Raw genomic sequence first — 22,087 nt, 5'->3', positions numbered from 1 at the left:
TCCGTGCTTTTATTCTTGTCTACTTGTCCATAATGGCATTATCCAATATATTTACATACGATATGCGAATAGCTCCAAAACTATGAATATCAACCATTAATTGATTTGTCAAGTAGTATAAATCATCATAGAAACGGGCTCCTCTAATATTCAACAAAGCCTTATTCTGCGAATTATTTTCATGAAAAAAAATAATTATTGTCGTGAAGAAAAATAATTATTTTCATGAAAGAAAATATTTATTTTCATGAAAATAATTCGGAAGTTGTAGTATAGAAAAACATAAACTACTGATTATCAAAGTCCTAAACTGGCTTTCATAAGTCTCTTAAAAAGGGCATATAAAAAAGCAACACACAACATCTTAGTCCATGAGTAAAACTCATAGCAAGAAGAGTCACTTGTCCATTACATTCCTTTGAAGCGTAAATAAGGAGATTAAGGGGCAATGGCGTACCTTGCCCCATTAAAGATTATGACCGTGGATGCTCTATGTCACGCAGCACCATTACGCCCTCTCCTACCGTCGCAACATCGCTTACCACCATTGAACGCTTACCATTGCGCTCTTTCAGATTGCAACGGCGAGGATGATAACCGATGTAGTTGAGTACCTTGTCAAAGGCTTCACTCTGATAGTAAACACTATTAGGATTAGAAACAAACTGCATCTGCATACGCCCCTGCTTGAGAATAATCTTCTCACAACCCAACCGCTTGCCCACACGACGAAGTGCAACGACCTGCATAAGCTCCTCACCTTGACGTGGAACAGGACCGAAACGGTCTTGCAGACGCTTACGATAGGCATCGAGGTCTTCATCCTTTTCTATATTATCCAGTTCACGATAGAGTAACATTCGCTCTGAACTACCCGGCACATAGTTATCAGGGAAGTACATTTCAAGGTCGCTCTCCACGGCACAATCGTCAATAAAGTCATCGCCCGAAATCTGCTTTCCTTCCTCCATTTCCTCTGCATAAAGATCTTGGAACTCATCATTTTTCAGCTCCATCACCGCCTGATTGAGGATTTTCTGATAGGTTTCGTACCCTAAATCCTCCATAAATCCGCTCTGTTCAGACCCTAAAAGGTTACCCGCACCCCGGATATCAAGATCTTGCATAGCAAGGTTAAAACCACTTCCAAGGTCAGAGAAGGTTTCCAATGCTTCCAGACGGCGACGTGCCTCTGGGTTCAGTGCTGCCAAAGGCGGAGCAAGGAGATAGCAGAAGGCTTTTTTGTTGGAACGTCCCACACGCCCACGCATCTGATGCAAGTCGGAGAGTCCGAAGCGATGAGCATCATTGATGATGATGGTATTAGCATTGGAAATATCGATACCATTCTCAACAATCGTTGTTGAAAGCAGTACATCATAGTCATAGTTCATAAAGCCCATCACGATTTCCTCCAACTCCTCAGGCTTCATCTGTCCGTGTCCGATGGCAATACGGCAGTCAGGCACGTACTTCTTGATAAGGTTTGCTATCTCCGGGAGATTGCTGATGCGGTCATTGACGAAGTAAACCTGTCCGTTACGGCTCATCTCAAAGTTGATGGCATCTGCAATCACTTCGGATGAGAAAGAGGCAATCTCGGTCTGAATAGGATAACGATTAGGTGGCGGTGTACGCATGATACTCATATCACGTGCACCCATCAGCGAGAACTGAAGCGTACGTGGGATAGGAGTTGCCGACATCGTCAGCGTGTCGACATTGGTTTTCAGCTGTCGGAGTTTCTCCTTTGTAGACACTCCGAACTTCTGTTCTTCGTCAATGATGAGCAGTCCGAGGTCGTTCCACTTTACCGACTTACCTATCAACTTATGCGTGCCAACAAGAATATTAATCTTTCCTGCAGCCAGATCCTCAAGCACCTGACGGGTCTGCTTGGTACTACGAGCACGTGAGAGATAGTCTACACGCACAGGCATATCTTTCAGTCGCTTCTTGAAAGTCTGGTAATGCTGGAAGGCAAGAACCGTTGTCGGTACCAATACTGCCACCTGCTTATTATCCACAGCAGCCTTGAAAGCAGCACGAATAGCCACTTCCGTCTTACCAAAGCCCACATCACCACAAACCAGACGGTCCATAGGTCGTGCACTTTCCATATCCTGTTTGAGTTCCTGTGTAGCCTTCAACTGATCGGGTGTGTCTTCATAAAGGAATGAAGCCTCCAATTCGTGCTGCATAAAAGAGTCGGGAGAGAAGGAAAAACCCTTCTCACGACGACGTTTAGCATAGAGTTTGATGAGGTCGCGAGCAATATCCTTGATACGCTTCTTCGCCCTTTCTTTCAGTCGGTCCCAAGCACCCGAGCCAAGAACGGACAATCGTGGAGGTTCGCCGCTGTCAGCACGACGATACTTACTGATTTTGTAAAGTGAGTGAATAGACACATCCACAATGTCATTATGCTGATAAACAAGACGTATCATCTCCTGATAGGAATCGCCGGCAGGAACACGAACAAGACCGGCAAACTTACCAATACCGAAGTCTACATGCACAAGGAAGTCGCCGGGTTCCATCTCTTGCAACTCTTTCATCGTCAATGCCATCTTGCCCTGACGAGCCTTGTCAGACTTGAGATTGTACTTATGGAAACGGTCGAAAATCTGATGATCAGTAAAGAAACATACTTTCAGCGTACTGTCAACGAAGCCTTCATGCAGTGTTCGGTTTACAGGTATGAAAGGAAGAGCCCCCACTGTCGCATCCTTACCCTCTCCAGACATATCGGCTACGGATAGATTCTCTGATTCAGGTGACACACTGGTATCAGACAACGAGTCGAAAATATCCCTAAGACGTACCGTCTGTTTCTCACTATCAGCAAAGATATAGAGTTTATAACCTTGTAGAAGATAGTCACGAAGAGTCTTGGACAGCAGGTCAAAGTTCTTATGGAAGAGCGGTTGCGGTGACGTGCTGAAGCTGATGGTAGCCCGTGCACCGTCCTTCTTCTTCGCCTGATCAGAGGTGGAATGGTTGATGCCGAACTCTATACGGCGGAAGTCAAGCGCATCGTTCATCCACCGTGAGGCAGGAACAAGCTGTCCCTCCTTACGGAAAGCCTGCTCTAATTCGCGCTGCTCCATCTCAGTCTTGCCTTCAAGTTTCTCCGTCAACGCCTGATTAGTAAACCCTTCCTGATAGATATTATCAATTGCATCACGAACATAAAGGAAGTCCTTGAATGCCAACACCGCATCATCTGGCAGGAACTGCAGGAAAGGGACTTTCTCTTCTGAGGCTGTAGTCAGCTCCGGCACAATCTCAATACGTTTCAATTTCTCATCAGACAGCTGCGTTTCCACTTCAAAGGTACGGATAGTCTCAATATCATCACCGAAGAAGTCAATACGGAAAGGAAGTTCATTTGAGAAGGAATACACATCTATAATACTACCACGCACGGCAAACTGACCCGGCTCATAAACATAGTCAGTCTCAGTGAAGCCAAAGGAACGTAAGGTTTTCTCCACCTCAACAATGTCAATATGCTGGTCAACTGTCAATGTCAAACGACGCTCGTCCAACTGCTTCTTTGACACAACGAGTTCTGACAAGGCTGATGGTTCAGTGACGATATAAAGCGGATATGTACTATCATCCTCCGAAGCAAGTGCAGAAAGGCGTGTGAGAACCTCTGTACGCAGGATTTCATTGCCCGCATCACGCTGCCCATACTTCACGGCACGACGATAGGAAGAAGGGAAGAACAGCACCTCCGCCACCTTTCCTTCACCATCCGATGGCATAGCTATGGTCTTGAGGTCATTATAGAAATAACCAGCCTCATCGTTATCATTCAGCACGAAAACTGTCGTCGACTTCCATCGTTCAGCTATTGATGCAAAGAACATCGGAGCAGCTGATGCCACGAGCCCTTGCAGGAAAACAGTTCTTACCGACTTATCTTCCTGTATCTGTTGTATCGCTCCTGCCTGTGGCAGCATAGCGTATAGTTTCTGTATATCCTGTATCTTCATCGCAAATGCGTTGTGCCTGCAAAGTTACAATAAAATTCAGACAGAGGACAATTATCTATGAAATTAAGCAGAAAAGTGCTTAAAGATTTGGTAGTTTCGTGAACTCTCCTTATATTTGCAGTCTGATTCAGTGGAAACAGCAGAGGAACAACAGGAAAACAAGATTGGATTAACACCACTTTTAACCTGCAAAATTCCTCATCAGTACTATGGGCTTGTTTGGATTTGACGGCAAGACGAGATGGTACGTAAGCACGCGGAGCATCGTTGACTGGCTCCTAAATCTCAGTTATCGAAAAATTAATTGGCGAAAACAATTACGCTCTCGCTGCCTAATCGAAGTACAGTAGATTACTGGCTTTATCCAGCTATTAGATAGCTGGACGAGACATCGCTCCGAGGATCTTGTTCCGAATCCAGAGAGTTAGCGATGCAGGTTAAATCGGGAATAGTCAGTGTATGCCTCGCTGCACTGATGAAAATTTAGAGGATAAGATGTCGATTGGTGGTCCAGGTCTTGCCGACATACGAAAACCGAAGGCTGGAATAAACGTGTAGAAAGCGTATGGTTTCCTTGTGCGGACGTGGGTTCGACTCCCACCAGGTCCACATTATCTTCTCCGAAGAGGAGAATCTTATGAAACAGTAATAAAAAGCAGGGGATGCACAAATCTGTGCATCCCCTGCTTTTTGCTATTGCTTTAATTCTTAGTATAATTGAGTTTCGTGCTGTCTGGCAAACATCTGTCCGACAAATTAGCCCTTAGAATCTTACTATTCAATGATTACACAAAAGACCAACTACCGTCTTCAACCAATGTATTGCTGCTCCGCACGACACGTGCTGATGCTCAGCACGTGTCGTGCTATTAGTTAACACCAATGGTGTTGACCGCTAAACACCAAGCAACACATTACCCCTATGAGAGCAAGGAGAGTCTGCTTAAGTTTTATCGAACAGCAATCAACTGAAATATCATTTACGAAAGATCTTCTTCAGCATTCTTTCATAGGCTTTGGCATAAGCCACACAGCCAATGTCATTGGGGTGAGAAGCCTCAATCATAGCGTCTTCCGTGAACGGAATATCCTTACCGAACTGGTAATAGATACCACTGACACCCTCCTTCTGCAACTGGTTTACAGCAGCCTGCAATGCCTTGTTAGCTGTTCGCATACGCTCTTCAGCATGCGGATTGAAGACAATATCAGCCTGCGGATAGCTTTCCGACACGATGATAGGCGCTTTGCTCTTCTTGCGCAGACAGAGAATACCATAGCGGATACGATCTGTTATCTCCTTATCCGTAAGGCGATAACTGTTCGGGATAGGGTCAATGATAAAGCACTTGGCATCTATCTCGCTGATTGCATCAAAGAGTACCGGCTCCATCAGACAGGAACCACTGAAGCCTAAATTAACGATATTATAGCCTGTCAGCCTCTTTAGGATATTCGTCCACGTAAGTCCAGGACGAGAAGGGGACGCACCCTGAGCTATGGACGAGCCATAGATGATTACAGGTTTCTCCTTCCGGGAAGGTATAAAACGGAAAGAAGCACCCTCGTCACAGCCTACCTTGAGACTTGTCACCGTACTATAAGGAGGCAGAAACAACTCGTAGACACCCGCTTTGGTTTCGAGATTGCGGAAGGTGAACGTTATCGTGTCACCCCAGTTCCACAGCATGTGGTTGCCTATCCAGTGTGTCTGACCGCTTGAATTAGTTGCATAGAGGTCTATGCCAGCCTGGTTGAGTCTGGACATATTAGGCAACTGCGGTGCGTCAGCAATCGTGTACTTAACTTGTAGGTTGCGTGCGTTGGTAGAGAACTTTACACTTAGCCCTGCAGCATTCCTTGAAAGGTTCCAAACCTTTAATGGAACACGCTGCTGGAAGCGTTCGGGCAGTCGTGCATAGCTGTTGCCGATTTCTCCATCCCACGCCCTTCCATTGATTACTGACACTGCTTCCTGCATAGGGTTATGCCAAGAGAAAGTCTGTGCATGAGCCTGCATTGCACTGGACAGGATACATACAAAGCCGATGATTGCTGTTATAGGTTTCCGCATATCTTAATGGTTTTTATTAATATACACCTTCGTTATTCGTGATTGATAAACCGCTGTTCAGCCAACTGCTCATACTTTGTACCCTTACGACCATAATTAGCATAAGGATAGATGCTGATACCGCCACGTGGTGTGAAGAGACCTGTAACCTCGATATACTTAGGGTCCATCAACTTGATAAGATCTTTCATAATCGTGTTCACACAGTCCTCGTGGAAGTCGCCGTGATTACGGAAGCTGAAGAGATAAAGTTTCAGACTCTTACTCTCTACCATACGCACGTCTGGGATGTATGAAATACGAATCTCAGCAAAGTCCGGCTGACCAGTGATAGGACACAGACTTGTAAATTCAGGACAGTTGAAGCGTACCCAATAGTCATTATCGGGATGTTTGTTTACAAATGATTCCAGCACCTCTGGCGCATAATCCATCTTATATTGGGTCTGCGAGCCTAATGACTGCAAGCCTTCTTCATTTCTTTCCATATTCTTCTATTTATGGGATTTAGAATAAATTAAAAGGAGTTAAGCCAAGTGTTTCAGTCGCCTGGTTGGCAACAAGCAATATTGGCTTAACTCCTTCTGTTCCTTTAACTTCTTGATTAATTCAGCTTAATGCAAATATCTTCCAGATACTGTAGTTCACGTTGTTGTCGTAAACATCTTCACCCTCATGTGCCTTCAAAGCCTTTACCACACGGATAGTTATTGGAAGAGCAATTACCTCATAGATTGTCTTCAACGCTACCTGCCACAGCATCAGCTTCGGAAGTTCCTCTGTAGGAACGACACCACCCAATGCCAACGGGAAAAAGATGATGGAGTCGAAACTCTCACCTACAATAGTGCTGAGGATGGCACGCAATGAAAAGTTGCGCCCCTTGTCATGAATCTTCATCCTGCTCATCATATAGGCATTGGCAAATGAGCCCACGATGAAAGCAACGAAAGAAGCTGCTGCAACACGTGGAGCCAGACCGAAGATGGCATGGAAACCAGCGTCATTGTTCCAATAAGGCGCACCCGGAATCCAATCACACAGTGCACCCATTGCCACAAAAAAGAAGTTCATGGCAAAGCCTGTCCATATCAAGAGACGTGTCTTTTGGAAACCCCATACCTCACAGACACAGTCGTTGATGATGTAAGAGATTGGAAACACGATCAATCCACCTGTCAATGAGATACCTAACACTGAAATCTGCTTTGTTTCAAGAATGTTTGCCGAGATGAGACAAACACAAAAGAGGATGCTGAAAAGCATAAACAGCACACTCACTTGTTGCTTACTTTTTGTCATTATCTTGTTTTGTTAAAGGGGGTTTATCAAGTACCCCTATTCAATAAAGCGGCTGCAAAGGTACACAATTTTATCCAAACAGCCTTAACTTATACCGAAAAAGAGAAGTGTGCCAGAACGCTGAACTGCAAGAACAGACACTCTGTCCGTTTACAGAATCAGCCTTCTGACACACTTTTCATTATGTGCAATGTAGCTTTAGATAAGACCAAGAACTACACTACAGACCTATCGGAATAGGCTTTAATCCTCCCAAGGAGTGAAATGAATATCGCCCCATTCGGTTTCCTTGGCTTCAAAGCCACCTACGCCTTCGTCAGAACCACCTGGACCAGGTTTCTGTGGTTCTACCGGCACACCACTCTGATTACCAAAATTATTATCAAGAATGTCACCATTGACATTCAGGACGACCTGTTCACACTGAGGAGTTAAATATATCTTCTTCATAATAATCATCCTCCTTCTTACTTAATTACAACTTTCTTACCATTCACGATGTAGATACCACGGGTTGGGTTCTCAACACGACGACCCTGCAAGTCATAGTAAACACCGTCTTCTATGTTGCCCTTTGAGGTCTCGACTGTTTCGATACCTGTCGTACTACCGTCTTCAAAGGTCAAGATAAAGCCCTTTGCCTGTGCCTCTGCGTCAGTCAATACAAGGAATGCCTTGTTTCCAGGAACAGTTGTAACACCCTTCTTAACCTTGTAGAAACCAATCGGGTTGCTCAAATCCTTGTCGTTGATATTGAATGCACGGATGTTATCAGGTGTTACATTGCGTTCTGTATCAGTACCATCCTTAACTGTTAAGCCATTAATAGTCGCTCCAAAGAATGTTCCACAGAGGCGGTTATTACTTGGATTAAACTTTTCATCACCCTGAGGTAACAACTGATTATCAGCAGGATTTGTTGAGTTACACTCTAAGACAACAGCTGTCTGTGCAGGAACGACCTCACCTTGACCAGCCAGTTTCCTCACCTTGGCATAGTAGTAGCCTGATGCATCCTTATCATTTACACCCTCAATGATATAAGCCATCACATTTCCCTTGATCTGGAATGGGAAGTCAACATAGAGTGTGGTATAATACTTACCATCCTTACCCTTCATTTTATCAGAAGGCTTCACACCGAAGTAGTTTGCATCATCCACCTTCTCAAGAATCCACATAGCAGCATCTCCTGTGACAGGAAGCTCTGGGCCATACCACTGGTCAGTAGTATTATTATTGACAAAGTCAAACTTCGCTTCAGTACCATCATATTCATTATGTGATGTTCCAGTTGGATTATTTGGGTCATACGCTTTATCTTTTGTGACCTTCTTGAGCGCACCAGAGATCAGATAATAAGTTTGTCCCTGATTGATACGTTTAGCTTCAATATAACGCTTGACAACGTTCGCAATTTCAGTACCAGCGTATGGGCTGCTTTCAATCTTCGCCAATGCAAGTTGCATCACAACACCCCATACCTTATCAGGATTCTTTGCTTCCAAAGCATTGTACAAATCCATTGAGACAGCCTTTACTGCATTCTTAACCTTCCCTCCGACGATGGGGAATTGAGAATAGCTTGTATAAAAATTAACAACAGGCACCATAGATGGGACTGTCGCGAAGGCATAGTAAGCATTACGATTATCAGATGTCTTTACAGGCTTCATATGCATCTTCAAATCCCACTTTCCAATCACATCAAGTTTAATAGTACCATAGGCAAGATTCCCTCCTAATTCACCAAGTTTCTCTTTCAACTTTTTCTTCAGCTCACCCTCCACCTTTTCAATCGCAGGATTCAAATACCCATTGATAACATCAACGCCTTGAGAGCGAAGAGTTGTTACATTAAGCCTGCCTGGGTCTTTGTCATCAACCTTTGTTTCAAGGTGTACCACAGTACCCGCCAATGTTGCAACTCCAGCTTTAGTGGCATTAGGCTGTGCGGCAATCTTTCCTGTTACATACACATATTGCTTGTCATCAGTACGCTGTTTGGCATTTACAATACGATAATAACCTCCTTCCGGAGCTGTGACAGGTGTGACTCGTGCGTTCTGAGCCATTGAAGTCACTGAAAATAATCCCAATACAAGTGTCAGGATTGAATGTAAACTTTTAACCATAAGATTTTATATTATATATTATAAGTTTTTTTAGCTGATGAGTACAATCTTCATGAGTCAGCTATACAAAAATAGCACTTTACATAAAACTATAAAAAAAGTAACAATATTATTAATAAAGTTTTATTATATTACATTACATTTAAGTTGGTTTTTCGATATATTTGCAAATATTTTACCATCAAAACACTTTAATACACATCTTAAACATCATGTGCGCTTTTTACAGAAACCAGGACAACGAAGATACTCAAAAACCATTCATCAGCATCCGTCTTACAGGCAACACTATGTTGTAATTGCGTATAAATAAGATGGTAAACGCATAAAAAAACATAATTACCCATTGTGATAAACAGAAAATCATTACTTTTGTAGTCTTATCGAAAATAATGACTAACATGAAGAAAATTATTTTAATGACAGTGCTGGCTACAGCTGCTTTCGCTGCCAATGCGCAAGACACAAAGCCATACGAAGAGAAGATGTCTCAGATTGAGGCACAGTACAAAACGCTTGAGGCTGATTACCAGACTTTCGGAAAGAAGGATCCTGCAAGTTTCACGGATGCTGAAAAGGCTAAGTTAAACGAAATCATGACGAAAGCTGACTCTCTTTACAACGCACAGAAGACTACAGCCCTGGAGATTGCCAGAAAGTTCAAGAACACAAAGTTCCCAGCAAAGTATGTTGCAAACATCATGTATGATGTGGAATTCGACGAGCTGAAGGAACTCTGCGACCCAACGACTGGCTACTACAACGAACCTGAAATGGCAAAGGTAAAGCAGCTCTTCGACTCTTACAAGCTGCGCCAGCCGGGCTCTATGTACAAGGATCTCACGATGGAGGATCTTGATGGCAAGCAGGTGAAGCTGAGCCAGTGGGTTGGCAAAGGCAAATATGTACTGGTTGACTTCTGGGCAAGCTGGTGTGGTCCCTGTCGTGCTGAAATGCCAAACGTTGTTGAGGCTTACAAACGTTTCAAAGACAAAGGTCTGGAGATTATCGGTATCAGCTTCGACAGCAAGAAACTGCAGTGGTCAGCGGCTGTTGAGAAACTGGGCATGACCTGGCCTCAGATGTCAGACCTCAAGGGATGGGAGTCCTCAGCATCAGCAATCTATGGCATCCGCAGCATCCCTTCCAATATTCTCCTCGACCCAGAGGGCAAGATTGTAGCCATGGACCTCAGAGAAGCAAAGTTGCTGGAGGTACTGGCTGAGAAGCTGAAATAAGAGATAAGACCGCTAAGCAGTCTTATTCCTGATAGATTTGTATCGCTATCTGATACAGTCCTAAAGGATTATACAAAGTACACAGAAACACCTGTTAAGGCAAGGGCAAAGCCCTGTAACAGCTTCCTCATATCTATTCCCAGGCATTGGTACTCACATACTAATATCTGGGAATATTTTATTTAGATAATATTTTAAAAGAAAGGAGATAAGGTCCAGACCTGTTCATTACAACCATGACATCCATTATTGCTTATCAATGGCTTTGCTTTCGGAATAGACTTGGGTTAACCCAAACAGTTCATCAAGCCACAATGGACTCATTATCCTTATTAATCGTATTGTTTCCTGACGGGCTCTAATGACCGACTGGGGCTAAACAGGGAGTGTCGCCGTAACCAACTCCCCCATCTCAGGGAGGTAGCAAGAATATGCTTTTGTCCGTTTTTTTCCTTACTCAAAATCAAATCAACGCTGAATTGCATTCCAATTAAGCCTTAATTGCATTGCAACTAACGCCCTTTTGAGGTCTAATTAACGCCCTTTTGAAGCCCAACTAAGCACCTTTTCAAACAGCATTTCATAACCAACTGGTTCACAAATGGTTACAAACACCTTCCAAAACACACTTTTCTACCTTTTCTACGCAAGGATGATTCGAAATTATGTAAAGATAATTCAAAACCTTCCATACACAGGAATACTCACCCATATTCTATAGGTAAGAATCTCTCCAAATAGATTATATCATATTATCTTTGTAAAAGTAAGCCCCTCTTAATCAAAGATGTTTTGTTTATTTGCAGTAGCACAATTCTTTCCTGACAACAGACCGCTCACATCCCAACAGCCTATTGCAACGTGTTTAGTACCCAACACCATGCGTGACGGGCAACAACACATCGGTTTAAAACGGGAAGAAAAGTTCATTATGGTCATTACAACATATCGAACATACTAATGACTGACTTGTACAGGAGAGGTTTACCGGGCAGCACTAATTTGAACAAGGTGGCTATTTACAGCAAAGAATAGATATAACCTATAAACACCGCCGTCAGCACAGCTCCTTCCCATCGCATAATCCTGTACTTGGTAAAGGAGAAAAGCCATACAAGGACTATCGAAATAACCAGCATGGAGAGGTCGGTTGCAGTGATACCCTGCAACTTCATCGGGGTTATCATGCCCGTAACACCAAGGATGGCAAGGATGTTGAACACGTTAGAGCCGAGAGCGTTTCCTATGGCAATACCGCTCTTACCCTTACGGGCCGAAACGACACTCGTTGCCAATTCAGGAAGAGATGTTCCCCCGGCAACGATGGTCAGACCGATAACAGCCTCTGAAACACCAAGGTTTGTTGCCACAGCTGTCGCACCCTCCACAAACAGGTTACTACCCCCTATCAGACAGGCAAGACCGACGAAAATCCACACCACTGACAGCCACGTAGCCATTGGCTTCTTCCCTTCAGCCTCAACAGTCTCCCCGGCGTTCGCACCTTGTGTTCTTGCTCCCTTGAGAGTCATATACATAAAGATAAGGAACATTGCAAAGAGGACAGCAGCATCTATCCTGTTTATGTCGCCATCAAGACACATTATCAGCAGCATTGCTGACGCAACAAGTGAAAAAGGAATGTCCTTCCTCACCGTACTCCTCATAATCGTCATCGGGGCAACCAGTGCCGCCACGCCGACTATGAGCAACGCATTGAATATGTTTGAGCCGATGATGTTGCCCACTGCCAGGTCTGACGTTCCACGCAACGCAGAAATCAGACTCACACAGAACTCCGGCATGCTTGTACCCATTGCGACAATGGTCAGTCCTATTACAAACTGTGGCATCTTCATCTTCTCCGCTACAGCCACAGCACCATCAGTAAGTCGGTCAGCACCCCACAACACGAGGACAATCCCCGTGAGAATAAACAAAACATTAAGTATCATTACATCTTTGGAATATAAAAAACAAATGGAATTGGACGATAAGAGCGATTACTTCAACATCTTCCTACGGTCAAGAATCTTGATGTTTCGCCCGTCAATCTCTATTGCGCCCTCTTTCTCGAAGTCGGAAAGTACACGAAGCAACGAGAACTTCTGTATGCCGAACGAGTCTGCTATCTCCTGCCGTGAACGCTCAAGATGAACCTCATTGCTGCCCTGCTCGCCTGCACATTCCATCAACAGATAAGCCACCTTCTCACGGACAGTGAACAGACTTAGGATTTTCATCTTCTGCGTGAGGAACACATCTATGTTCGAGAGGATGCGGATAAAGTTCATGCGGATGGCTTCATCCATGTCTATCAGCCGCTTCAGCTCCTCGGGACGCATACGGAAAAGCTGCACTTTGCCGTCTGTCTCGACGCTCACGGGCAGACTCCTGTCCTTTGAGAAGATGAAAGCCGGGGCAACCATATTGCCACTGCGCAGCCGACTTACCTCTACCTGCTTGCCCGACAAGGCTGCCATGCGGCAGATAAGATTTCCACTCACTACGATATCAACATACTTGCAAGGCATGCCTGCCAAGGCATACACCTCATGTGATGGCAGGGAAACAAGCTGGTGTGTGACATTTCCCAGTGTCAGTTCTATCCCAATCTCACTCATTCCTGCAAAAAGCGGACAGGAACGGAGTGCGTTCATTACATTACTTTCCATGACGCAAAGTTACGAAGTTTCTCTCTATTCCGACGGATTTAACTCGTTTTAACCTCACCCAGACACATTTGTTACCCTGCTTTCTGAATGATATTCTGTAATTTTGCACACATAAAACAAGTAAGAATAATGTATATACAAATAGGTTTTCATTATTAATTACCGACAGGTCCAAGCCTGCTTTCTGTCATTCTGCTATCTCTCATCAGCCATTGCAGCACCACCCTATTCCTCCGTTAAGCTGAAAGACTGACTGAAAAAGGCTTGAACACATCGGTAAAGCAAGGAAGAAAACAACAAAGAAACATACTTGCATTCAATGCAGCACACCTATATTTATAGCAATCACACAATCATAACTCCATCGTATCACCCTCTTTTGAAACATAGAAGACAATGAAAATCAAACGTATCTATACACCAACAGAAGAAACTGACGGTTATCGGATCCTCGTTGACCGATTATGGCCGAGGGGAATCAGCAAGGAAAAGGCGCAAATCGACCTCTGGCTGAAGTCGGTTGCACCAAGTAATGAATTACGAAAGTGGTTCGGACATGATACGGAACGGTTCCCCGAGTTTGCCGAACGGTTCCGTACAGAGCTGGCAGAGAGTGGGGCCTTGGAGGAGCTGCGTGCCATACTCAAGGCACATCCTGTTGCTACCCTGCTATTCGCTGCACACGATGAAGAACATAACAATGCTGTCGTGTTGCAGAACCTGCTCAAGACGGAATAGCAATTTACTCCACAAAACTGCGTTGGAGATTCTGAAAAAGGAGACGTCAAGCCACTCCGACCATGCAATGGGTTACCGATGTGGGCTTCAACTTGTTATTAGAAAAGAGTTGTATTACCAAAAACAAATAAAACATACTTGATTAGTGGGCTTACTTCACCAAGACCTATAGGATATAATCCATTTAAAAGAAACTCCGCATAGGAGCTTGTGCTTTTTATTTTTTATCAGACAGGAATAATAATGAAGCAGGGACAGACGATAGTGTCTGTCCCTGCTTTTTATGTTTTCTGACACCCTTTTCCTAAGTATCAGAGGATGATTTCTTAACGCTTTAACGTGAAGGTCTTTATGCCATCATCAGTTCTGAGCTTCAGAATGACAATCTTCGACTGGATACCTGACAGGTCAATACGCTGCTGGTAACCGCCTTGCTGCAACAATCTACCGTCTGCTGCAAAAAGCTGATACTGCTGGTACTTACCGTTAACCATCAGTTCTGAACCTGTAACAACTGGCAAGAGAGCATTCTCACCATTACCTGAAACATTGCTGATACCGGCTGTGACAGGCTGTGCAAGCAACTTCACGATGATTGGCTCTGCACCACGTGTCTGGACAAGCAGTGCTGCAGCATGCGTCTTGGTGTCATCGCTCTTGAAACCAACGGCGATTGTACCACCGTCAACAGGCAGCTTGTCATGTGAAACCTTGAAATACTTTTTCTGGGTAGATGGAGCTAAAGTAATGGTCACAGGTGCTGTAGTGCGGTCTGTGAAGATGTTAAGAGTCTGCGGTGTCATCTCCTGTCCGGCTTGGAAATTGAACCTGATGAAATCATTGTCAACACTCAATTCTGGAAGATCGATGCGACCGAAGGTCACATCATCTATCATGAAGTTCAGAGAAGTACCATTGCCACCCACAGGACTATAGTAAGAGAATGCCACATGGAAGTTGTCGTCAATGTCAAGTCCCTCTACCTTAGACAGGTCTATACGATAGTCGAACCACATATCAGCCTCCAACTTGACACCAGCAGGCACATAGGAAGAAAGGTCTAAATAATAAGGCTGAGCCTTACCATCCTTCTCCGTGATGATATAGAAACCGAACTGTTCCTGCCCGTTGGCTGTCTGGTTGCGATACATCAGACTGAAGGTCAAGTCCTTGCTCTTTGCTTTCTTGTAAGAGAGTGTCGGCAAGATAAGCCAGCTTTCATGCTCACGCTTGTCCACTACACCGTATTTCAGGAAGGAAATCTGTGCCACTTCATTCTCGACAACCGTCTGTGCGGCATCCTTCTGCTGCCATGCGTAGAACGGACGTTCGCCACGTACGGTAAGATTCTGCCACCCCTTGAGTCCGAGAATACGTGTATGACGTAAGCCGGAGAAGGTTTCATTGAGGACTTCCAAAGGTTCATTGTCAGCATTCTTTAACATTGCATCCTCTATTTCTACAAACACCTGACGGGTTTCCGTCGTATTCGGAGTGATGGTCACACTCTGAACATCCGCACTGGCAGAGGAAACAAAGCGGACAAGTGTCGGACGATGTGTATTGACTACGTACTTACCTTCCGCATCAGCAGCAGCCAGAGCAGTCCAATGTCCGCCTCCGTCAACTGAATATTCAGCCGTACATTTCCCGGCACTGGCAGCAGGTGTCATTTGAAGTGTACTTACACCATCCGCAAGCAGTTCGTCATAATAGAGCGTATCTTTTGCTGAAAGCGTAACATTTCCAGCACCATTCCACTTGCCATCAAGACGCCAGTAACCTAAGTCAAACTTATGATAGCCAGTCCATGCTGCACCAGTAAAGCGGCTGTCCATCACACGGTCTTCACTGAACTTCTCGACCAGTTCAGCTGATGCAGCAGCCTGTGCGACACCCTTGAGATTGATAACCAGCGTATCAGCGAGGACACTTGACACCTTCAATACGGCGTCATACTCGCCTGCTTCACGCGGTGCAAAGGTTACCTTCACAGGACGCTGATAGAGCTTACCAGCCTTTGTTGCGTAGTAATACTGCCCCACGTCAATACGGAAAGGACCGTTTGCCTTCTGTACCAAAGCAAGGTTTACATTCGTGATAACATCATTGATGTCAAACTCAAGCGTCTGCACATCCGTCTTTCCAGGAACAGCATTCATCGTGCGAGCCTGCAATCCGCCCTTTAGACGGATAGAAGGTGTGGTGCTAGCCTTCTTGAAATAGCCCGTAAGATTCAGTGAACCACTGTTCTCTGCCTCGGCACCTGAGAAGCGAAGTTTATAGGTGTTGCCACCTACATAGACGCCTGCTACCTTCGGAGTAACGGTAAGATTGGCTTTGAGAGTTCCGTTCTTTGGCAGTTTCTCTACATCCAGCTTCATCACTGAAGACGACTCTGTACCAGCGAAGTTCGGCTTCTGGTCGGCTGCAAGGTGCATACCTTGCAACGCAACTGGGAAAACCGTCGGCTGTCCTACCTCGCCAGTCATCGTGCGGAACTGTGGAAGAACAGCCACAAGTGGGGTCTTGTCCTTCTCCGACAGGCGCAGAACACTGAAGTCGTCCATGCGTACCTGGCTCTCCGGAGCTACCAGAAGGGCAAACTCCAACTTCACCGCTCCTGCAGGACAGACGGTGCGGAACTTCAGTTCGGCATATGCCTTCATACGTCCGAAATAGATTTCCGGATTGTTGATGAAATCCTTTTCAGCAGAAGAAACCTCCTTCCCTGCGGCATCCAACCAACGCAAAGCGAGTCGGAACGGTCCTTCAGGACGCTTGCTCGCCATCGTACAATAATGCACGAGGCACTCCAGCTCATCGCCGGCAACAACTTCCTGTCCTGTCCGCTTGAGGTCAATGACCTGCTTGAGGTATCCCTCAACGCCTGCCGCTGTCTCAATACCTACACCGAAACCTGTATCGCTACTGTATCGGTCACCACTACTAAGCTGGGTGACTGTTCCAGCTGTCTGCCACTGTACGGGCTTTCCATTATTAAAAGAATAGAAGTAGGGGTCCTCCAGCAACTCCTTCGTTGCGCCGGCAGAAGCAGCCTGTGCAGCTGTGTTAGTTACTTGAGGTACTACTTTCTGTGCTGATGCCATGTTTGTAAGACCAGCCAGGCAAAGACTTACAAATAGCTTTGTAGATAAGTAAAAATGTTTCATTCACACTTATTTGTTAATTAACATGTTGCAAATATAAATAATATGTAAATAAAATCAAAGTTTAATGATATAATATTTCATTTTGAACTATAAAAAAGAAAATAAATTGCAGTAAAGTGTATAAACACACACTTATTATTACAAAAGAAAGTATTGTAGGATAAGTCCTGCAAGGCTTATCTGCCTTATTTAGTGGACTTGCCCAACAAAGCAGACAAGACAAACTGGCAGCAACAACCGACAAATTGACAGAAAACACCCAATGGTACATTCCTTGTATATTAGTCAGTACAAAACATTAATAAACATCTTAAAGTAAAGGAGATTAAGTTATGTATAGAAATTCATGGTTACCAGAAGTTTTCAATGACTTTTTGAACACAGCAAATATGCCAAAGGCAAACCCGACAGCACCTGCAATCAACGTACTGGAGTCAGAAAAGGATTACACCGTAGAACTTGCAGCACCGGGACTGAGCAAGGATGACTTTGATGTAAACATCAACGGCGATGGCGACTTGACCATCAAGATGGAAAAGAAAACCGAGGAGAAGGAGCAGAAGGCTCATTACCTCCGTCGCGAGTTCGCTTACAGCAAGTATGAGCAGACGCTGATTCTGCCGGATGATGTTCAAAAGGACGGTATTGCTGCACGCGTCGCAAACGGAGTACTTACCATCACCCTGCCTAAGATTCAGGTTCAGGAGCAGAAGGTTGCAAGGCAGATTACGGTAGGTTAAACCTGCCATATTCCCCTGATGAGAGGATTTTGTTCCAATGCAACAAGCTGAGGAACTTTGATGAAATGGATTAGTTATTGTGGATTATCCCCCAGACCGAATACGCCTGGGGGATTTTTGTGCCTGCAAAGTACTGCATATACCACAAAAACAATGATTTATGACGGACTTACAAGCCATGCATCCCAAGCAGCCCGGCACTCTCTCCCCCATCATTATACCATTGAAAACGGACTGAAGAACAAGGAGACAAATCCTGAAAAGCTGTACTTTTTCATGCAGGAAAACCGCAGCTGCGAATTATTTTCATGAAAATAAATATTTTTCTTCGTGAAAATAAATATTTTTCTTCATGAAAAAAAATTCTTCTTCTCATGAAGATAATTCCGTGATGACGCCACACTGCCATGGAAATGACAAGAAAAGAAGACATAAAATCAATACAAAATAATCAAAGAAAGACACAACCTTAAACCCGACAGACAGGAAATCACAAAACATCTTTTAATAACACCGACTTGACTGGTTAGGAGATTTTGCGTATATTTGCAGGTGAAGACCATAACATTCAGTACACTAAAAACAATGAAGACAATACATTCTATCTCCGTAATACTGACCGTTTTTCTGCTTTCCTGCACAGGACAGACCAACGGACAACCGCAACAGAGCGTTCAGAAAACTCTGGACGAGCAGCATCAAACAGCAAGACCACAACGCCTGGCACCACCCCGTGGTTATGAAAAGGTGAAACTCCCGGAAGGTTCTTTCGCCTCATTCCTACGTCATCTCCCCCTAAAGGAAGCCGGAAGTGATCTACATTATTATAATGGCAGTGTCAAACAGCGCAACTATGACGGAGCGGTTGTTGACGTTGACTTTGGATATGGAGTTGCAGACCAGTGTGCCGATGCGGTTATCTACCTGAGAGCCGTATGGCTCTGGCGGACGAAGCAGTATGACAAGATTCACTTCAACTTCACCAACGGCTTCCGGGCAGACTATGCCCGCTGGGCAAAAGGCGAACGAATCCACATTGACAAGAACACGTGGAAGTGCTGGTACAGCAAGGATACAGGAGCTGATTATTCCTACAAGACGTTCCGCAAGTATCTGAACATCGTCTTCACCTATGCAGGAACGGCATCGCTGGAAAAGGAACTATCCACCATCACCGGCAAGGAACTGCAGGTTGGTGACGTGATTATCAATGGTGGTCATCCCGGTCATACGGTCATTATCGTAGACAAGGCGGTCAACAAGGCTGGAGAAGCCGTCTACCTGCTTGCACAGGGCTATACACCTGCCCAGGAAATTGAGATTTTCAACCAGTGGTTCTGCATCAATCCGCAGGTGAAATACCTTGAAACTCCAGGCTGGTATTTCCGTGGAAACTATGCAAAACGCTTCCAGTAAAACATGGAGGAATCTGCAGGATTCGTTTTCAAGAACCGCATCCACAAGCCTCATCAGGAAAACAACAGACAAGAAAAAAGCACCGTGAGCTGACTCACAGTGCTTTTATATTTTTGTATTCTGACCTGAAAGAACTTTTACTTTCTGTCGTCAATATTATCGCCTTCTGTCGGCTTCATGTCCTCCTCGAAGTTGGTGATGCCTGCCTTGACGAGAATCTCATACCACTGAAGGAGTTTCTTGATGTCGCTTGCGTGTACACGGTCACGGTCGAAGTCGGGCAGAATCTCTGCAAAGTAATCCTGCAACTCCTTGGCAGAAGCCTTGCGCCAGTTGAGAGAAGCCACCTTGCCCTCTTCCTTGTCGCGCAACTTAGCCAGCACATCTCCCAGAGGAACATCCTCAGTTTCAGTGAACATGGCTATATCAGCAAGACTCGTCACACGGTCTGTGCCGAATGCAGGCTGACGCTTGTGCGTCTCGTCAAGTGCCTCGACGATAAGATTCATTTTACCACGGCTTACCAGCTTATAGAGACCTGGCTTGCCTGCGATTGAAAGGATTGTCTGTAACATTTTAATCTATTCTTGTTTATAATTTAATTATTCTGAGATAAGCGAAAGAAGACTGTCTACCTGTGGAGCCAACGGACGTATGCCGTCGTTAATGATTTCGTAATCACTGCGCCGCAACACTTCTTCCTGTGGCAGCTGGCGAGCCATCCATCCAAGGGTCTGCTCTCTACTGATGCCGTCACGCACCATCACTCGTCGGATACGTTCTTCTTCTGGAGCTGTAACACATACCACCTTGTCAATATGGGTACGGCGGTCAAAGCCACTGTCGAAAAGGATAGCACTCTCAAGCCATGATTGTCCAGACTGCTCAAAATCACGGGCAACAGCGGGGTGTATGACGGCATTCACCGCCAGCACATGTTCTTCACTGCGAAGGAGATACTCGGCAAGAACGGCTTTCTGCAAGACACCATCACAGAACACGCCATCGCCGACAAGGGCGGAAAGCTGCTGTTGGAGCTGGAGGGAAGTGCGCATCAGTTCCTTGGCGTGAGCATCACAATCGTAAACAGAGACTCCACGCTCGGCAAGAAGCCTGCAGACGTAAGACTTCCCACTGCCTATACCACCAGTCAAAGCTACTATCATCGCTGCTCAATGAGGTAATCAACGGTATTTACCGCCGTGCGAACGTTACGAACCCCATTGGGCGAAGTGAGCACATAGACATGACATTTCTCGGAGCTATTCTCTTCCACCTCCTTGTAGTTTACTACTACACGGAAGCCGACAGGGAGAAGTTCCTTGGTCTCGGCATTCTTCGGCATTGAGCGCATACGGTAGGCTCCCACGACAAAGTTCACCCTTATCTTGCTTGGGAAAGTACGCATCACCTTGTCATCGGGCATATTGATAGCCTCGATCGGCACTTCAACACTCTCCTCTGTGAGCACATCCGGATAGAGTTTCATCTTCACCTTGGAAGGAATACACTTGGCATTCGTAAACTTGCGGAGGTCTACCGTCAGTTCCTTGACATCCGTAAAGTTTGTAATATGCTGCCGCATCGTATATACAGTCTGAATACTATCCAACACATTCCGTGCTGCATAGACCTGAACACTGTCTGGAATGAAGTCGACACGTGCGAGATAATAGTTGTCACCAGGGGTGACCGTTCCCAAAAGGCGCACGGGTACTTTCTTATGCCGACCGAAGTTGAAAGAGAAAGAGAACTTGCCACCTTTGACAGAAGTAATCTTTGAGCTTTTAGAAAGCTGAGGATAAATCTGACGCTGGATGTCAGTTACAGAAATATCGCCCCTGCTCCGCCCGTCATTATGATGCTGATAGTCGATATAGATGGGGTGGAAAGTATCGTCAAGTCCGTAAAAAGCAAGCATATACCCCTTGTCACGAACAGTAAACCGGACTACAGAGTCAGGATCACTGGTGATGACCACGTTGCGAGGCATGCCAGTCAGGCGAAGTGGAATGCTGAACTCACGCTCATACGTCTCATTCAGCGTCATAATCAACCAGAACCCACCACTCAGTACCAAGAAGAATAAAAAAATCAGAAACTCCTTGTTGAATATCCTCGACAAGAAGTTCCTGAAGGTACTGAATGTATGAAGCGATTTGCCTGTTTTCATCAAATGCTTTCCCTTTTTACCACCAATAAGATTTACTTCGTCTGGCTCTGCTGAGAAGCCTGTACGCTTGCAAAGACGTAGTTCTTGTCAACAGTAATGACTACACCACGTGCAATCTCAACCTCAACCTTATTAGTTGCCATATCAATATGTTTTACCGTTCCATAGATACCGCCACCAGTAACGACAGTGTCGCCTGCTGAAAGGCTGTTCTGGAAAGCACGGATTTCCTTCTGCCTCTTCTGCTGTGGACGAATCATGAAAAACCACATGATGGCAAAGATAGCTACCATCATGATAATCATAGGCATCGGGCTGCCTTGACTTGCAGCCTGTGCTGCGAGGATAAATGCTGTATTCATTATTTATCAGTTATTATTTTCTTAATTTTATTAGGAGTAAATAGGAGGTGATAAACG

The 22,087-nt window shown here is 45.0% G+C and carries 17 protein-coding genes and 1 other RNA gene; 5 read left to right on the top strand and 13 right to left on the bottom strand.

The annotated features are described in order from the left end of the window. Positions 1–473: 473 nt before the first annotated feature. A complete protein-coding gene (gene mfd, locus ADJ77_RS01445) occupies positions 474–4,004 on the bottom strand; it encodes a transcription-repair coupling factor (protein WP_025077934.1) in 3,531 nt (1,176 codons plus the stop codon). A gap of 211 nt (positions 4,005–4,215) precedes the next feature. Between mfd and ssrA the strand changes: the two genes are divergently transcribed. Further along, positions 4,216–4,616, top strand: a transfer-messenger RNA (tmRNA) gene (gene ssrA / locus ADJ77_RS13125). A 364-nt stretch (positions 4,617–4,980) separates the two neighbouring features. On the opposite strand, the gene ADJ77_RS01440 is transcribed toward ssrA, so the two are convergent. The 5 genes from ADJ77_RS01440 to ADJ77_RS01420 form a co-directional block, all read right to left on the bottom strand. After that, positions 4,981–6,078: an SGNH/GDSL hydrolase family protein gene (locus ADJ77_RS01440; RefSeq protein WP_025077935.1), complete on the bottom strand. Its 1,098-nt coding sequence runs from the start codon at positions 6,076–6,078 to the stop codon at positions 4,981–4,983. A 32-nt stretch (positions 6,079–6,110) separates the two neighbouring features. After that, complete coding sequence (gene queF / locus ADJ77_RS01435; protein ID WP_025077936.1) at positions 6,111–6,566, bottom strand: preQ(1) synthase; 456 nt, start codon at positions 6,564–6,566, stop codon at positions 6,111–6,113. A gap of 121 nt (positions 6,567–6,687) precedes the next feature. Continuing rightward, a complete protein-coding gene (locus ADJ77_RS01430; RefSeq protein WP_025077937.1) occupies positions 6,688–7,380 on the bottom strand; it encodes a queuosine precursor transporter in 693 nt (230 codons plus the stop codon). A 243-nt stretch (positions 7,381–7,623) separates the two neighbouring features. Next, entirely contained in the window at positions 7,624–7,830 is a 207-nt protein-coding gene (locus tag ADJ77_RS01425; RefSeq protein WP_025077938.1) for a hypothetical protein, read from the bottom strand. A 17-nt stretch (positions 7,831–7,847) separates the two neighbouring features. Further along, positions 7,848–9,515, bottom strand: a complete 1,668-nt coding sequence (locus tag ADJ77_RS01420) for a hypothetical protein (RefSeq protein WP_025077939.1) — start codon at positions 9,513–9,515, stop codon at positions 7,848–7,850. 401 nt (positions 9,516–9,916) lie between these two features. Here ADJ77_RS01420 and ADJ77_RS01415 point away from each other — a divergent pair, with 401 nt between their 5' ends. After that, positions 9,917–10,753, top strand: coding sequence for a peroxiredoxin family protein (locus tag ADJ77_RS01415; protein ID WP_025077940.1), 837 nt, complete (start codon positions 9,917–9,919; stop codon positions 10,751–10,753). Between the two features lie 1,019 nt (positions 10,754–11,772). Here the strand turns inward: ADJ77_RS01415 and ADJ77_RS01410 are convergent. Together ADJ77_RS01410 and ADJ77_RS01405 are read right to left on the bottom strand one after the other, a co-directional pair. Further along, positions 11,773–12,708 (bottom strand): calcium/sodium antiporter, encoded by a 936-nt coding sequence (locus ADJ77_RS01410; protein WP_050695953.1) that lies wholly within the window; start codon positions 12,706–12,708, stop codon positions 11,773–11,775. Positions 12,709–12,756: 48 nt separating this feature from the next. Beyond that, positions 12,757–13,428, bottom strand: coding sequence for a Crp/Fnr family transcriptional regulator (locus ADJ77_RS01405; protein WP_025077941.1), 672 nt, complete (start codon positions 13,426–13,428; stop codon positions 12,757–12,759). A gap of 396 nt (positions 13,429–13,824) precedes the next feature. On the opposite strand from ADJ77_RS01405, the gene ADJ77_RS01400 reads away from it, so the two are divergent. Beyond that, positions 13,825–14,166 carry a DUF488 domain-containing protein gene (locus tag ADJ77_RS01400; RefSeq protein WP_025077942.1) on the top strand — a complete coding sequence of 114 codons (342 nt, stop codon included), beginning with the start codon at positions 13,825–13,827 and terminating at the stop codon, positions 14,164–14,166. A gap of 326 nt (positions 14,167–14,492) precedes the next feature. Here the strand turns inward: ADJ77_RS01400 and ADJ77_RS01395 are convergent, their stop codons facing one another. Then, positions 14,493–17,339 (bottom strand): choice-of-anchor J domain-containing protein, encoded by a 2,847-nt coding sequence (locus ADJ77_RS01395; protein WP_050695952.1) that lies wholly within the window; start codon positions 17,337–17,339, stop codon positions 14,493–14,495. A gap of 332 nt (positions 17,340–17,671) precedes the next feature. Here ADJ77_RS01395 and ADJ77_RS01390 point away from each other — a divergent pair, with 332 nt between their 5' ends. Beyond that, entirely contained in the window at positions 17,672–18,079 is a 408-nt protein-coding gene (locus ADJ77_RS01390; RefSeq protein WP_025077943.1) for an Hsp20/alpha crystallin family protein, read from the top strand. Between the two features lie 585 nt (positions 18,080–18,664). After that, positions 18,665–19,495 (top strand): DUF4846 domain-containing protein, encoded by an 831-nt coding sequence (locus ADJ77_RS01385; RefSeq protein WP_050695951.1) that lies wholly within the window; start codon positions 18,665–18,667, stop codon positions 19,493–19,495. A gap of 137 nt (positions 19,496–19,632) precedes the next feature. Here ADJ77_RS01385 and ADJ77_RS01380 read toward each other — a convergent pair whose 3' ends face one another. From ADJ77_RS01380 to yajC, 4 genes are read right to left on the bottom strand one after another with little or no spacing between them, the layout of a single operon-like run. Then, positions 19,633–20,070 (bottom strand): DUF5606 family protein, encoded by a 438-nt coding sequence (locus ADJ77_RS01380; RefSeq protein WP_025077944.1) that lies wholly within the window; start codon positions 20,068–20,070, stop codon positions 19,633–19,635. Between the two features lie 27 nt (positions 20,071–20,097). Then, positions 20,098–20,661 carry a dephospho-CoA kinase gene (gene coaE / locus ADJ77_RS01375; protein ID WP_025077945.1) on the bottom strand — a complete coding sequence of 188 codons (564 nt, stop codon included), beginning with the start codon at positions 20,659–20,661 and terminating at the stop codon, positions 20,098–20,100. Beyond that, a complete protein-coding gene (locus ADJ77_RS01370; RefSeq protein ID WP_050695950.1) occupies positions 20,658–21,668 on the bottom strand; it encodes a CdaR family protein in 1,011 nt (336 codons plus the stop codon). Before ADJ77_RS01370 ends, coaE begins: the two co-directional genes overlap by 4 nt. 32 nt (positions 21,669–21,700) lie before the next feature. Beyond that, positions 21,701–22,030, bottom strand: a complete 330-nt coding sequence (gene yajC, locus ADJ77_RS01365) for a preprotein translocase subunit YajC (protein WP_025077946.1) — start codon at positions 22,028–22,030, stop codon at positions 21,701–21,703. Between the last annotated feature and the right edge of the window lie 57 nt (positions 22,031–22,087).

Source organism: Prevotella fusca JCM 17724, assembly GCF_001262015.1.
GTDB lineage: Bacteria > Bacteroidota > Bacteroidia > Bacteroidales > Bacteroidaceae > Prevotella > Prevotella fusca.
This window is presented reverse-complemented; position numbering and strand designations above follow the sequence as displayed.

Coding starts and splice junctions, on each gene's coding strand:
- mfd (WP_025077934.1), bottom strand. CDS start 4,004: ATGAAGATACAGGATATACAGAAACTATACGCTATGCTGCCACAGGCA.
- ADJ77_RS01410 (WP_050695953.1), bottom strand. CDS start 12,708: ATGATACTTAATGTTTTGTTTATTCTCACGGGGATTGTCCTCGTGTTG.
- ADJ77_RS01380 (WP_025077944.1), bottom strand. CDS start 20,070: ATGTTACAGACAATCCTTTCAATCGCAGGCAAGCCAGGTCTCTATAAG.
- queF (WP_025077936.1), bottom strand. CDS start 6,566: ATGGAAAGAAATGAAGAAGGCTTGCAGTCATTAGGCTCGCAGACCCAA.
- ADJ77_RS01390 (WP_025077943.1), top strand. CDS start 17,672: ATGTATAGAAATTCATGGTTACCAGAAGTTTTCAATGACTTTTTGAAC.
- yajC (WP_025077946.1), bottom strand. CDS start 22,030: ATGAATACAGCATTTATCCTCGCAGCACAGGCTGCAAGTCAAGGCAGC.
- coaE (WP_025077945.1), bottom strand. CDS start 20,661: ATGATAGTAGCTTTGACTGGTGGTATAGGCAGTGGGAAGTCTTACGTC.
- ADJ77_RS01420 (WP_025077939.1), bottom strand. CDS start 9,515: ATGGTTAAAAGTTTACATTCAATCCTGACACTTGTATTGGGATTATTT.
- ADJ77_RS01400 (WP_025077942.1), top strand. CDS start 13,825: ATGAAAATCAAACGTATCTATACACCAACAGAAGAAACTGACGGTTAT.
- ADJ77_RS01415 (WP_025077940.1), top strand. CDS start 9,917: ATGAAGAAAATTATTTTAATGACAGTGCTGGCTACAGCTGCTTTCGCT.
- ADJ77_RS01405 (WP_025077941.1), bottom strand. CDS start 13,428: ATGGAAAGTAATGTAATGAACGCACTCCGTTCCTGTCCGCTTTTTGCA.
- ADJ77_RS01425 (WP_025077938.1), bottom strand. CDS start 7,830: ATGAAGAAGATATATTTAACTCCTCAGTGTGAACAGGTCGTCCTGAAT.
- ADJ77_RS01440 (WP_025077935.1), bottom strand. CDS start 6,078: ATGCGGAAACCTATAACAGCAATCATCGGCTTTGTATGTATCCTGTCC.
- ADJ77_RS01430 (WP_025077937.1), bottom strand. CDS start 7,380: ATGACAAAAAGTAAGCAACAAGTGAGTGTGCTGTTTATGCTTTTCAGC.
- ADJ77_RS01395 (WP_050695952.1), bottom strand. CDS start 17,339: ATGAAACATTTTTACTTATCTACAAAGCTATTTGTAAGTCTTTGCCTG.
- ADJ77_RS01370 (WP_050695950.1), bottom strand. CDS start 21,668: ATGAAAACAGGCAAATCGCTTCATACATTCAGTACCTTCAGGAACTTC.
- ADJ77_RS01385 (WP_050695951.1), top strand. CDS start 18,665: ATGAAGACAATACATTCTATCTCCGTAATACTGACCGTTTTTCTGCTT.